This is a genomic window from Salmonella sp. 32100201201700099SM, assembly GCF_017572645.1.
In the GTDB taxonomy this organism is placed as follows: domain Bacteria; phylum Pseudomonadota; class Gammaproteobacteria; order Enterobacterales; family Enterobacteriaceae; genus Salmonella; species Salmonella enterica.
In genome coordinates this window covers 95433-108328 of record NZ_JAGERQ010000003.1, presented here as the reverse complement: position 1 = coordinate 108328, position 12896 = coordinate 95433, and the positions used below count along the sequence as shown (strand labels likewise).

At 53.6% G+C, this 12896-nt stretch carries 15 protein-coding genes; 11 read left to right on the top strand and 4 right to left on the bottom strand.

Going from position 1 to position 12896, the window contains the following annotated elements; genetic code table 11:
* Nucleotides 1–142 precede the first annotated feature (142 nt).
* From J4685_RS06125 to hisP, 3 genes are read left to right on the top strand one after another with little or no spacing between them, the layout of a single operon-like run.
* Nucleotides 143–829 (top strand): histidine ABC transporter permease HisQ, encoded by a 687-nt coding sequence (locus J4685_RS06125; RefSeq protein WP_000965498.1) that lies wholly within the window; start codon nucleotides 143–145, stop codon nucleotides 827–829.
* Nucleotides 826–1533 carry a histidine ABC transporter permease HisM gene (gene hisM / locus J4685_RS06120; RefSeq protein WP_000569771.1) on the top strand — a complete coding sequence of 236 codons (708 nt, stop codon included), beginning with the start codon at nucleotides 826–828 and terminating at the stop codon, nucleotides 1531–1533. Before J4685_RS06125 ends, hisM begins: the two co-directional genes overlap by 4 nt.
* A gap of 13 nt (nucleotides 1534–1546) precedes the next feature.
* A complete protein-coding gene (gene hisP, locus J4685_RS06115; RefSeq protein WP_001293591.1) occupies nucleotides 1547–2320 on the top strand; it encodes a histidine ABC transporter ATP-binding protein HisP in 774 nt (257 codons plus the stop codon).
* A gap of 51 nt (nucleotides 2321–2371) precedes the next feature.
* On the opposite strand, the gene J4685_RS06110 is transcribed toward hisP, so the two are convergent.
* Both J4685_RS06110 and yfcG read right to left on the bottom strand, forming a co-directional pair.
* The gene (locus J4685_RS06110) at nucleotides 2372–3265 is read right to left on the bottom strand and encodes a TIGR01777 family oxidoreductase (protein ID WP_001166270.1); all 894 of its coding nucleotides are present in this window, start codon (nucleotides 3263–3265) and stop codon (nucleotides 2372–2374) included.
* A gap of 125 nt (nucleotides 3266–3390) precedes the next feature.
* Nucleotides 3391–4038: a GSH-dependent disulfide bond oxidoreductase gene (yfcG, locus tag J4685_RS06105; RefSeq protein WP_000566563.1), complete on the bottom strand. Its 648-nt coding sequence runs from the start codon at nucleotides 4036–4038 to the stop codon at nucleotides 3391–3393.
* Nucleotides 4039–4180: 142 nt separating this feature from the next.
* Here yfcG and yfcF point away from each other — a divergent pair, with 142 nt between their 5' ends.
* Genes yfcF through yfcD form a run of 3 tightly spaced genes read left to right on the top strand, consistent with a single transcriptional unit; the run spans nucleotide 4181 to nucleotide 6043 of the window.
* Entirely contained in the window at nucleotides 4181–4825 is a 645-nt protein-coding gene (yfcF, locus tag J4685_RS06100; RefSeq protein WP_000043010.1) for a glutathione transferase, read from the top strand.
* Nucleotides 4826–4880: 55 nt separating this feature from the next.
* On the top strand, nucleotides 4881–5432 hold the full coding sequence (yfcE, locus tag J4685_RS06095) for a phosphodiesterase (protein WP_000772458.1): 552 nt from the start codon (nucleotides 4881–4883) through the stop codon (nucleotides 5430–5432).
* Nucleotides 5433–5488: 56 nt separating this feature from the next.
* A complete protein-coding gene (gene yfcD, locus J4685_RS06090; protein ID WP_000230215.1) occupies nucleotides 5489–6043 on the top strand; it encodes an NUDIX hydrolase YfcD in 555 nt (184 codons plus the stop codon).
* A gap of 5 nt (nucleotides 6044–6048) precedes the next feature.
* Here the strand turns inward: yfcD and J4685_RS06085 are convergent, their stop codons facing one another.
* A complete protein-coding gene (locus J4685_RS06085) occupies nucleotides 6049–7068 on the bottom strand; it encodes a LacI family DNA-binding transcriptional regulator (protein WP_000026949.1) in 1020 nt (339 codons plus the stop codon).
* A gap of 252 nt (nucleotides 7069–7320) precedes the next feature.
* On the opposite strand from J4685_RS06085, the gene J4685_RS06080 reads away from it, so the two are divergent.
* From J4685_RS06080 to J4685_RS06060, 5 genes are all read left to right on the top strand, one after another.
* Nucleotides 7321–7764 carry a PTS sugar transporter subunit IIA gene (locus J4685_RS06080; RefSeq protein ID WP_000901809.1) on the top strand — a complete coding sequence of 148 codons (444 nt, stop codon included), beginning with the start codon at nucleotides 7321–7323 and terminating at the stop codon, nucleotides 7762–7764.
* 80 nt (nucleotides 7765–7844) lie between these two features.
* On the top strand, nucleotides 7845–8117 hold the full coding sequence (locus tag J4685_RS06075) for a PTS sugar transporter subunit IIB (RefSeq protein ID WP_000699818.1): 273 nt from the start codon (nucleotides 7845–7847) through the stop codon (nucleotides 8115–8117).
* Between the two features lie 20 nt (nucleotides 8118–8137).
* Nucleotides 8138–9529 carry a PTS ascorbate transporter subunit IIC gene (locus J4685_RS06070; RefSeq protein ID WP_001681684.1) on the top strand — a complete coding sequence of 464 codons (1392 nt, stop codon included), beginning with the start codon at nucleotides 8138–8140 and terminating at the stop codon, nucleotides 9527–9529.
* A complete protein-coding gene (locus J4685_RS06065) occupies nucleotides 9526–10356 on the top strand; it encodes a transketolase (protein WP_001103260.1) in 831 nt (276 codons plus the stop codon). Before J4685_RS06070 ends, J4685_RS06065 begins: the two co-directional genes overlap by 4 nt.
* On the top strand, nucleotides 10349–11302 hold the full coding sequence (locus J4685_RS06060) for a transketolase family protein (RefSeq protein WP_000593038.1): 954 nt from the start codon (nucleotides 10349–10351) through the stop codon (nucleotides 11300–11302). The genes J4685_RS06065 and J4685_RS06060 overlap by 8 nt, the downstream gene beginning before the upstream one ends.
* A gap of 48 nt (nucleotides 11303–11350) precedes the next feature.
* Here the strand turns inward: J4685_RS06060 and yfcC are convergent, their stop codons facing one another.
* On the bottom strand, nucleotides 11351–12871 hold the full coding sequence (yfcC, locus tag J4685_RS06055; protein WP_000117936.1) for a putative basic amino acid antiporter YfcC: 1521 nt from the start codon (nucleotides 12869–12871) through the stop codon (nucleotides 11351–11353).
* Between the last annotated feature and the right edge of the window lie 25 nt (nucleotides 12872–12896).

Sequence of the window (12896 nt, the reverse complement as noted above, 5' to 3'; positions counted from 1 at the left end):
CTGCATTGCCTGATGGTGCTGTGCGTGTCAGGCCTACGGGGAGCATCGTAGGCCGGGCAAGGCACAGCCGCCATCCGGCGTGATGTGAGGCAAAAATGCAAAAGAGGCTTCTTACTTCACCACACACAACAGGACAGGCTGCATGTTGTACGGGTTTTCAGGCGTAATTTTACAGGGCGCGATCGTCACGCTGGAACTGGCGCTCAGTTCCGTGGTGCTGGCCGTGCTTATCGGTCTCGTCGGCGCGGGGGCGAAGCTTTCGCAAAACCGGGTAACGGGGCTTATTTTTGAAGGGTACACCACCCTGATTCGCGGGGTGCCGGATCTGGTATTAATGCTGCTGATATTTTACGGATTGCAAATCGCGCTTAACGTGGTGACCGATTCGCTGGGTATCGACCAGATAGATATTGATCCGATGGTGGCCGGTATTATCACCCTTGGTTTCATCTACGGCGCCTATTTTACCGAAACCTTTCGCGGCGCGTTTATGGCGGTACCGAAAGGCCATATCGAGGCGGCGACGGCCTTTGGTTTTACCCACGGGCAAACCTTCCGGCGGATTATGTTCCCGGCGATGATGCGTTACGCCCTGCCGGGGATCGGCAATAACTGGCAGGTGATACTCAAAGCGACAGCGCTGGTGTCGCTGCTGGGCCTGGAAGATGTCGTCAAAGCCACGCAGCTTGCCGGTAAAAGCACCTGGGAGCCATTCTATTTTGCCGTGGTCTGTGGACTTATCTACCTGGTATTTACCACCGTTTCCAATGGTGTGCTGCTCTTACTTGAGCGTCGCTATTCCGTGGGCGTGAAGAGGGCCGATTTGTGATTGAGATCATTCAGGAGTACTGGAAATCCCTGCTGTGGACGGATGGCTATCGTTTTACCGGCGTGGCGATTACGCTGTGGTTGTTAATTTCATCGGTGGTGATGGGCGGTCTTCTGGCGGTGATTCTGGCGGTAGGTCGCGTTTCCAGTAATAAATTCATCCGTTTTCCCATCTGGCTGTTCACGTATATTTTTCGCGGCACACCGCTGTACGTACAGCTACTGGTGTTCTATTCGGGGATGTATACGCTGGAGATAGTCAAAGGCACCGATCTTCTTAACGCGTTTTTCCGCAGCGGACTGAACTGTACCGTACTGGCGCTGACGCTGAATACCTGCGCATACACTACGGAGATTTTCGCCGGAGCGATTCGTTCGGTACCGCACGGTGAAATTGAAGCGGCAAGAGCGTATGGCTTCTCGTCATTTAAAATGTATCGCTGCATTATTTTGCCGTCGGCATTACGCATCGCCTTGCCTGCCTACAGCAACGAAGTGATTTTAATGCTGCACTCTACGGCGCTGGCGTTTACCGCGACGGTGCCGGATTTGTTGAAAATCGCCCGCGATATTAACTCAGCGACTTACCAGCCGTTTACCGCGTTTGGCATTGCCGCCGTGTTGTATTTACTCATTTCGTATGTCCTGATAAGCCTATTCCGCCGGGCGGAAAGACGCTGGTTGCAGCACGTGTCCTCTAAATAATTCGAGTAACATGATGTCAGAAAATAAATTACACGTTATCGATTTGCACAAACGCTACGGCGGTCATGAAGTGCTGAAAGGGGTATCGCTGCAGGCCCGCGCCGGAGATGTGATTAGCATTATCGGCTCGTCCGGTTCCGGTAAAAGCACTTTTTTGCGCTGCATTAACTTCCTCGAAAAACCGAGCGAAGGCGCGATTATCGTGAACGGTCAGAACATTAATCTGGTGCGCGACAAAGACGGGCAGCTCAAAGTGGCGGATAAAAATCAGCTACGCTTGTTGCGTACCCGACTGACGATGGTGTTTCAGCACTTCAACCTCTGGAGCCACATGACGGTGCTGGAAAATGTGATGGAAGCGCCGATTCAGGTACTGGGATTAAGCAAGCACGACGCGCGCGAGCGGGCGTTGAAATATCTGGCGAAGGTGGGGATTGATGAGCGCGCTCAGGGCAAATATCCCGTCCATCTCTCCGGCGGCCAACAGCAGCGCGTTTCTATTGCGCGCGCGCTGGCGATGGAACCTGACGTTTTACTGTTCGATGAACCCACATCGGCACTCGATCCTGAACTGGTCGGCGAAGTGTTGCGCATCATGCAACAACTGGCGGAAGAAGGCAAAACGATGGTGGTGGTCACGCATGAAATGGGCTTCGCCCGCCATGTCTCTTCGCACGTTATTTTTCTGCATCAGGGGAAAATTGAAGAAGAGGGCGATCCGGAGCAGGTGTTCGGCAATCCGCAAAGCCCGCGTTTACAGCAATTCCTGAAAGGCTCGCTGAAATAAAAGAAGCCCGGCGGCGCATCGCTTACCGGGCAGGATACGGCGCTTTGGGAACTAGCGAATCACATCCGCCAGCGCCTCTTCTAAATCATACCAGCGAAATGCGAATCCGGCGGCTTCAAGCCGTTTTGGCAGCGCCCGCTGTCCGCCCAGCACCAGCACTGACGACTCTCCCATCAATAAGCGAATTGCCGTCGCCGGAATGCGAATAATCGCCGGGCGGCGCAGCGCGCGACCCAGCGCATGAGCAAAATGCTCATTATGGACGGGATACGGCGAGACCATATTGAAGGGACCGCGAAGATCGTTATCCAGCAGCCACAGGATGCCGTTGACCATATCGTCAATGTGAATCCAGGCCAGATATTGCCGACCATTACCCACCGGACCGCCGAGTCCGAGGCGAAACGGCGGAACCATTTTCCCCAGAATCCCGCCTTGCGGCGCCAGGACAACGCCGGTACGCAGCAGGCAGACGCGGGTCTGGTCGCTCTGCGCACGACAGGCAATCTGTTCCCAGCGGGCGCAAAGTTTATGCGTAAATTCGTTGTGCGGCGGCTCATCTTCAGTGACGACAACGTCGCCCAGATCGCCGTAATAGCCCGTGGCGGAGCCGGATATCAACACCGAGGGCGGCGTTGCGCTGGCATGAATTAAATCCACCAACTTTTGCGTGATAGCCCAGCGGCTTTGGCACAACCGTTCTTTTTGGTGCGACGTCCAGCGCTTGTCGGCAATCGGTTCGCCCGCCAGATTGATGATGGCATCAATCTCATTGAGGTGCTCACGTTCCGCCAGCCCTTTCCATAATGTCACTCTGGAATCGAGAATCTGACGCGCGTTATCGGGATTGCGCGTAACGACCGTCACCTGGTGCCCCAGTGTTAACAGCCGGGGAATGAGATGACGCCCTATCAGGCCCGTACCGCCGGTAATCAGAATCTGCATATGACCTCCAGAGTAGGGAGGATTTCCTCTTCCCTAATGTCAGGTTTTTAATACGAATAAGGGTGCCGGACGCAGGTTTTTTCCGTGTATACACCTCTACATCATACATGATGTATGCTACCGCGTTACGCTTTCGTACTGTTACAGTGCAGTTGCGCTTGTAACAGTGCGCGCGCTGTCGCAGGACGCGTGCGAATGCGTTCAAACCAGTTATACACCGCCGGGTAAGTATCAAGATCGATTCGCTGACGCTGATGTGCGTTAACCCACGGCCAACTGGCGATATCCGCAATACTGTAGTGGTCGCCGCCCAGCCACGGGGAGGTTTCCAGGCGTTTATTCAGGACGTTGTATAAGCGTTGCGTTTCAACCTGATAGCGTTCAATCGCATAGGGGATGGCCTGTGGCGCAAAGTGGTTAAAGTGATGATTCTGGCCCAGCATCGGCCCTAACCCGCCGACCTGCCAGAACAGCCATTGCAGCGTGGTATGGCGTTCACGCAGCTCCCCGCTAAGCAGTTTGCCGCTTTTTTCCGCCAGGTAGAGAAGAATTTCGCCGGATTCAAAAAGACTAAGCGGTTGACCGCCGTCTGCCGGGGCGTGATCGACGATGGCAGGAATTTTATTATTGGGAGAGATAGCCAAAAAATCAGGGCGAAACTGATTGCCCTTGCTGATATCTACTTTTAGCAAACGATACGCCAGCTCCGCCTCTTCCAGAAACAGCGTTATTTTATGCCCGTTGGGCGTGGGGGCGTAGTAAAGGTCAATCATTTTGGCTCCTGCATGTGCGTAAAGAGTCTGGGCTGAATTAAGTATAGAAAGCCTCCTGATGTGTGTGAGTTTTCATCAGGTGACAGCAGGCGAAAGACGCTATATTTTGGGAAGAAACCTAATACGCCCTCAAGAGGACATTATGAGTAAGCCTGTTATTGTGCTGTGGTCGGATGCGAACTTTTTCTCTCCCTACGTCTTGTCCGCCTGGGTGGCATTACAAGAAAAAGGGCTTTCCTTTACTCTGAAAACTCGCGATCTGGACCAGGGAGAACATCTGCAACCTGGCTGGCGAGGATATGCGCTGACGCAGCGCGTACCGGTGCTTGAGGCCGACAATTTTGAGCTGAGCGAGTCGTCCGCTATTGCGGAATACCTGGAGGAGCGTTTCGCGCCGCCGCAGTGGGAGCGTATCTACCCGCACGATTTACAAAAACGCGCCCGCGCGCGACAGATTCAGGCGTGGCTACGCAGCGATTTACTGCCGCTTCGCGAAGAACGGCCTACCGACGTGGTGTTTGCCGGGGCGAAAAAAGCGCCGTTAAGCGAGGCTGGAAAAGCCAGCGCGGCAAAACTGTTTGCGACGGCTGAAGCGCTATTGGGGCAGGGGACGCAAAATTTATTTGGTGAATGGTGCATTGCCGATACCGATCTGGCATTGATGATCAATCGTCTGGCGCTGCATGGCGATGACGTGCCGGCGTCGCTGGCGGCGTATGCGACATTCCAGTGGCAGCGTGCTTCCGTACAGCGTTTTATTGCGCTTTCCTCGAAGCGTTCAGGCTGAAAATCTATTCATATTCCAGTATCATAACGCCGTTTTTCACAACGAGGAGTGAGCGATGAAACTGATGTTCGCATCGGACATTCATGGTTCTTTACCCGCCACGGAACGCGTGCTTGAGCGGTTCGCGCAAAGCGGCGCGCGTTGGCTGGTGATATTAGGCGATGTCCTTAACCACGGGCCGCGAAATGCGCTGCCTGAAGGCTATGCGCCCGCCCAGGTCGCCGAACGCCTGAACGCGGTGGCGACGCAAATCATTGCCGTGCGCGGCAACTGCGATAGCGAAGTGGATCAGATGCTGCTGCATTTCCCGATAACTGCGCCGTGGCAGCAAATATTGACGCAAGAGAGGCGGCTATTTTTAACGCATGGGCACCTCTTCGGGCCGACGAATCTGCCCGCTCTGCATACTGGCGATGTGTTGGTTTATGGTCATACGCATCTGCCGGTGGCGCAACAGCAGGAAGGACTGTATCACTTTAATCCTGGGTCAGTGAGTATCCCGAAAGGCGGGTATGCGGCAAGCTACGGTATTCTGGATGATAATGTGTTGAGCGTAATCGCACTCAATGATCAAAGTATCATTGCGCAGGTTGCAATTAACTCGTAATTTACCTCACAAACGTAAATGCGCCGTAAGAGCGCCAGAAATAAGAAGGTTTCCTGATGGTGGAACAGCGTCGTTTGGCAAGTACGGAATGGGTGGATATTGTGAATGAAGACAATGAAGTCATTGCACAGTCCAGCCGGGAACAGATGCGTGCGCAACGCTTACGGCATCGTGCGACGTATATCGTCGTTCATGATGGTATGGGTAAAATTCTGGTGCAGCGTCGTACCGAAACAAAAGATTTTTTGCCCGGTATGTTAGATGCTACCGCAGGCGGCGTGGTCCAGGCTGATGAGCAGCTACTGGAATCTGCCCGCCGCGAAGCGGAAGAAGAGTTGGGTATTGCAGGCGTGCCGTTTGCCGAACACGGTCTGTTTTACTTTGAAGACCAACATTGCCGGGTTTGGGGCGCGCTGTTTAGCTGCGTTTCCCACGGGCCTTTCGCGCTTCAGGAAGATGAAGTCAGCGAAGTGTGTTGGCTGACTCCGGAGGAGATCACCGCGCGCTGTGATGAGTTTACGCCAGATTCGCTCAAAGCGCTGGCGCTGTGGATGACCCGCAACGCCAAAAACGAAGCCGCGCTCCAGGAGAAACCGGAAGAGACGGAATAAGCGTTTTAGCAGCTTTCCCGCATACATAAACTGGAGGCGATGGATTTCCGATCGCTCCAGTTTCCCTGATTTAACCTTTCCAACAGCGCCCGTCCGGCTTCACTGCCAATCTTACGGTGCGGTACGGCCATGGTGGTTAACGGCGGCTGGCAGACCCGGCTGACATCGCTATCGCCAAACCCGACCACCGCTAAATCGTCCGGAACTTTGATCCGCCGTCGTTGGCACTCGTATAACGCGCCGCAGGCCAGCTCATCCGATACGCATACCAGCGCGTCCAGCTCCGGCCACGCCAGTAAAAACTCCGGCAGTTGCGACGCGCCGGTAGAAAAATTGGGCGGCAAAGCGGCATTAATCACCCGGTTTGGCGACATATGGTGGCGAAGCATCGCTTTGTACCAGCCGTGCAGATGTTGCTGAAAAATCCACTGCTCCTGATTGGCGCATAGCAGCCCGATATTCTGATAACCGCGCTGAATCAGCATTTCCGTCAGCTCATACATTGCCGCAACGTTATCAATACCGATATTCATATCAATAGGATCGCTGCGAATCGCGCCCATCTCCATCACCGGGATAGAGGCATTTTTCAGCCACTGGCGCACGGTAGTGCTATGTTCGACGCTAAGCAGAATCGCCGCGGCAATGTTGGAGGCCAGCAGCGTTTCGAGCAGCTTCTCCTCTTGTTCCACGCGATGTTGCGATTCCGCCAGCATAATCTGGTAGCCAGCGGGCTGTAAAATTTGTTGCAGCCCGGCGAACATTTCAGAACACCCCGCTTCCGCAAGGTTCGGTACGACCATCGCGATGGTGTGCGAGGAGGCAGACGCCAGCGCGCTGGCGGCGAGATTAGGCATATAGCCCAGCTCATGCACTGCCGCTTCGATTTTTTCCCGGAGTTTATCAGAGACCTGTTCCGGCGTGCGTAAGGCTCGTGATACGGTCATCGTGCCTACACCGGCAAGTTGGGCTACATCGGCGATAGTCACTTTACCGGTACTGCGCCGTTTACGGGGTATCGACATACAAATTCCTGCGTCATTACAACATGTTGAGATGCTTTTTTATTGTCGTTCTTTGCTTCGCATGACTGGCAGTATACGCCTTAAATCCGCTTTTTTGCTGTGATTTCACACCATGATTTTAATTTGATAGCGCTATCACAATTCTGAGTAATAGTCGCTGGTAGCGCTATCTTTGTGATAACGATCGCAGCTAATATCGAATGGCTTGAATAAAGTTTGTTCATAATTTCATACACCGTGGGGGCGAATAACATGCTGGGAACCTGGTTATCTGACGCAACCATCACGCTACAGGAGAGCGTGGAAACGTGGCCGCAGGCGCTGGAAATTTGCGGCAAACCCCTGCTGGACGCAGGTGTTATCGCACCGGAATACATTACGGCGATTGTTCAGCAGCACCAAAAGCTTGGGCCATATTATGTATTAGCGCCAGGGTTAGCGATGCCGCATGCGAGGCCGGAAGAGGGGGCGAAAGGGTTAGGTTTATCGTTACTGAAACTACAGCGCGGCGTTTCATTTGGCGCAGACGAATTCGATCCGGTTGACATCATTATTATGCTGGCGGCGCCTGATAAGCACAGTCATATCGAAATGATATCGGCGCTGGCGGAATTATTTTCCAGTGATGTAGATATGGAAAAATTACATCAGGCAAAAAACCTGGAGGACATTAAAAAGATTATTGACCGTTTCTGATTTTATTCCATTTTCTTGCGGTAAATAACATTACGCCCGTGCGTGATGCAGACCAACTCTACTTTTAAAAGGTGACAATAATGAAAATCATGGCAATTTGCGGTTCCGGCCTGGGTAGTAGTTTTATGGTAGAAATGAACATTAAAAAAGTATTAAAGAAACTCAATATTGACGCTGAAGTGGAACACTCCGATCTCTCATCGGCCACGCCCGGGGCTGCCGATCTTTTTGTAATGGCCAAAGATATTGCGGCCAGCGCCAGCGTACCGGAAAGCCAACTGGTGGTGATCAATAACATCATCGACATCAACGAACTGGAAACGCAGCTGCGCGCATGGTTCGCTAAACAATAATTATTGCTGGCGAGGTGGATATGTTTATCCTTGAAACGCTGAATTTTGTTGTTGATATTTTAAAAGTGCCCTCGGTGCTTGTAGGGTTAATTGCGCTGATTGGTCTGGTGGCGCAGAAAAAAGCGTTTTCCGATGTGGTGAAAGGCACGATTAAAACCATTTTAGGTTTTATTGTGCTTGGCGGCGGCGCAACCGTACTGGTGGGTTCATTAAACCCGCTAGGGGGTATGTTTGAACACGCTTTTAATATTCAGGGTATTATTCCTAATAATGAAGCGATAGTCTCAATCGCGCTGGAAAAATATGGCGCGTCCACGGCGTTAATTATGGCATTTGGTATGGTGGCCAATATTGTCGTGGCGCGCTTTACGCGTCTTAAATATATCTTTTTGACCGGGCATCACACCTTTTACATGGCCTGTATGATTGGCGTAATCCTGACCGTGGCGGGGTTTGAGGGCGTAGGGCTGGTCTTCACCGGATCGCTAATCCTGGGGCTGGTGATGGCCTTCTTCCCGGCGTTGGCCCAACGTTATATGAGGCGGATTACCGGTACCGATGACATTGCGTTTGGTCACTTCGGTACCCTGGGATATGTGCTTTCCGGCTGGATTGGCAGCCTGTGTGGTAAAGGCTCCCGCTCCACGGAAGAGATGAACCTGCCGAAAAACCTCAGTTTTTTACGCGACAGTTCTATCTCGATTTCGCTGACCATGATGATTATCTATCTGATCATGGCAGTCAGCGCAGGGCGTGAGTATGTCGAAGCGACGTTTAGCGGCGGGCAAAACTATCTGGTGTACGCCATTATCATGGCAATCACCTTCGCCGCCGGCGTATTCATCATTCTGCAAGGCGTCCGTCTGATTCTGGCGGAAATTGTTCCGGCCTTTACCGGCTTTTCAGAAAAACTGGTGCCAAACGCGCGTCCGGCGCTGGACTGCCCGGTGGTGTATCCCTATGCCCCTAACGCGGTACTGATTGGCTTCCTGTTCAGTTTTCTCGGCGGGCTGGTGGGGCTGTTCCTGCTTGGACAGATGAAGCTTGTGTTAATCCTGCCTGGCGTTGTGCCGCACTTCTTTACCGGCGCGACCGCAGGCGTCTTTGGCAATGCCACCGGCGGTCGCCGCGGGGCGATGATCGGCGCATTTGCTAATGGTCTATTAATCACTTTCCTGCCAGTGCTGTTACTGCCGGTTCTCGGCGCGATCGGCTTCGCCAATACCACGTTCTCGGATGCTGACTTTGGCGTAATCGGTATTTTGCTGGGCAACCTGGCGCGTTATCTGTCGCCGATGGCTATCACGGGGCTGGTGGTGGCGCTATTCGCGCTACTGGTGGCGTACAACGTGTTGGCCAAAAGCAAAAAAGCGACTGCCGAAGTGCAGGAAAATAGCGGAGCGAAAGAATGAACGTAACCGAAATCACCCAACTGGCGCGCGACATTCGCGTCGCCACGCTCAAATCCTTAAACCATCTTGGCTTTGGTCACTATGGCGGCAGCATGTCGGTAGTGGAGACTCTGGCGGTTCTGTACGGCGCGGTGATGAAAATCGACCCTGCCGACCCGGACTGGCCGGAGCGCGATTACTTCGTACTGTCGAAAGGCCATGCGGGCCCCGCGTTGTACAGTACCCTGGCGATTAAAGGCTATTTCCCGCGCGAAGAGCTGAATACGCTTAACCAGAACGGCACCCGTCTTCCCAGCCATCCGGATCGGCTAAAAACGCACGGCGTGGACGCCACGACCGGCTCACTGGGACAAGGCATCTCTATTGCGGGCGGAATGGCGTTGTCGCATAAACTGGCGCGGCGACCCAACCGGGTATTTTGCATTGTCGGCGATGGGGAGCTGAATGAAGGGCAGTGCTGGGAGGCGTTTCAGTTTATTGCCCACCACCGCCTGAATAATCTGACCGTTTTCATTGACTGGAACAAACAACAGCTTGACGGCGAGCTGGAGGAGATTATCAATCCATTCGATCTGGAAGGGAAATTCCGCGCGTTTGGTTTCGATGTCGTCACCGTCAAAGGCGATGATATCGCCGGACTACTGGCGGTGGTTCAGCCTGTGCCGCCCGCTGATGCCCGGCCACGGGTTGTGATCCTTGACAGCATTAAAGGGCAGGGGGTGCCATGCCTGGAGCAGTTAACGAATTCTCACCACTTACGCCTGACGGATGGCATGAAGCAGACGCTCAATGAGGCCATTCATCAACTGGAGGTCATGCATGATTAAGCTTGCGCCCGCAGGGCTTAAAGACGATATCGAAATGCGCAAAGTTTATGCCGGTTTTGTCGCCGGGCAGATTGAGGCCGGAAGCCCAATTATTGCGCTTGAGGCTGATTTAATGAGCTCGATGGCGATGGACAGCGTGGCGCGTGACTACCCGCAGCATGTCATTAACTGCGGTATTATGGAGGCGAATGTGATTGGCACGGCGGCGGGACTGGCGCTGACCGGTCGCAAACCGTTTGTGCATACCTTTACCGCTTTTGCCAGCCGTCGCTGTTTTGATCAGCTCTTTATGGCGCTGGATTATCAGCGTAACAACGTCAAAGTGATCGCCTCCGATGCCGGAGTGACGGCGTGCCATAACGGCGGCACTCATATGTCTTTTGAAGATATGGGGATTGTTCGCGGGCTGGCGCACTCTGTAGTACTGGAGGTGACGGATGCGGTGATGTTCGCGAATATTTTACGCCAGCTAATGGACCTGGACGGTTTTTACTGGCTGCGTACCATCCGTAAGCAGGCGACGAGTATCTATGCGCCAGGCTCTACCTTTACCATTGGCAAGGGCAACGTACTGCGCGAGGGCGATGATATTACACTTATCGCCAACGGCATTATGGTGGCGGAGGCGCTGGAGGCGGCGCGCCAACTGGAGCAGGAAGGCGTGAGCGCTGCGGTCATTGATATGTTCACCTTAAAGCCTATCGATCGCATGTTGGTGAAAAACTACGCGGAAAAAACGCGGCGTATCGTCACGTGTGAAAACCACAGTATCCATAATGGACTAGGGTCAGCGGTAGCGGAAGTGCTGGTGGAAAACTGCCCGGTGCCGATGCGCCGTGTTGGCGTCAAAGAGCGTTATGGGCAGGTAGGAACGCAGGATTTCTTACAACAAGAGTACGGACTCACCGCCGAAGCGATTGTAGAAGCCGCGAAATCACTGCTTTAATCATTGAGATATTGCCGGATGGCGCTGATGCTCATCCGGCATTTTGGATCAATGATATCCCATCATCTGCGCGCCAATGACGACCACGCTGGACATAATAAACAATAGTCCCAGCAGCGACGCCCCCACTTTCAGCCAGTTGCGAAAATCGACCCGGCACACGCCCAGCGTGGCCATCAGCGAAGCCGATGTCGGATAGATAATATGGCTGAAGCCATCGCCAAACTGGAAGGCCAGAACAGTCACCTGACGGTTAACGCCGACCAGATCGCCGAGCGGCGCCAGTAATGGCATGGTTAACGCCGCCTGGCCCGAACCGGACGTGACAAAGAAATTAAATACCGCCTGGAAGAGCAGCATAAACCAGGCGGCGATAGCATTATTAAGCCCGCTGATGCCATGCGCGATACTGTTAAGCAACGTATTGAGCACGCTGGGTTCCCCGGCTTCGCCGTTGCCGACCAGCAGCAGAATGCCTTTGGCAAAACCCACCAGCAAGGCGGGCGCGATCATCATCCTCGCCCCTTCGGTGAATGAGGACGCCATCACGTTGACCGTCATACCGTTGAGGCGGAAGATAACGCCGATGAGGCCGATCACCACGCCCATGGTGAAAAACTGGCTGGCGATCTCCGGAATAAACCAGGCGTGGACAATCACGCCCCAGACGACCCAAATCATTACGCCGGTCAGGACCAGCAGTACCAGCCAGTCGCCGAAGGTGAAAGGGCGCTGGACGACTTCATCCTGCTGTTCGCGGAAATAGCGATCGGATTCGTGGACGCGGGACAGCAGCGGATTCTTTTTCACGCGTGAGGCGTAGACCAGCGTAAAAACCAGCCCAATCAGCGTGGCGACAATCCAGACCACAATACGCAGCCCGGAGCCGGAAAGTACCGGCACGCCGGCAATCCCCTGGGCGACGACTACGCAGAAAGGGTTCATCCACGAACTGGCAAAGCCAATTTGGGTGGCGATATAGGTCACCAGGACGGTGGTAATGCTGTCATAGCTCAGCCTGACCATCAGCGGGGCTATGATAATTGCAAAGGCGACCGCCTCTTTGCCCATGCCAAATACGGCGCCCCCTAACGAAAAGAGGACAAATAGCACCGGAATAAACAGGACTTCGTTGCCCCGCGTGTGGCGAATAAGCGCCAGAATGCCGTTATCCACGGTGCCGGTACGCATCACGATGCCGAATGCGCCGCCAATCACCAACATAAACATAATGATGCCGACGGCAGTGCCGAATTTCGATCCGGATGTTAACCCTTCAAACGGAAAATTCATCAGCCCTGGTCTTTCATCGCCGGTAGTGAAAAATTGTACGCGATGATACTGCGCTTCCCCGGCCTCATTGGTCACAATGCGAAAAGAGTGCGGGTCGACGACTTTGCGGGTTTTTGTCTGACCATCGACCTGATACTGCACTTCCTGGCTATCAAACATCCCAACGGGTACGACCCAGGTGGCGATACTGGTTAAAATGGCGACAAAAAAGATGATGACCAGCGTATCGGGCATTGCCCATTTTCTGGCTGTTTTTGATTCTGTAACGACAGACATGACAGACTATCCCTGTTGCAAAGCA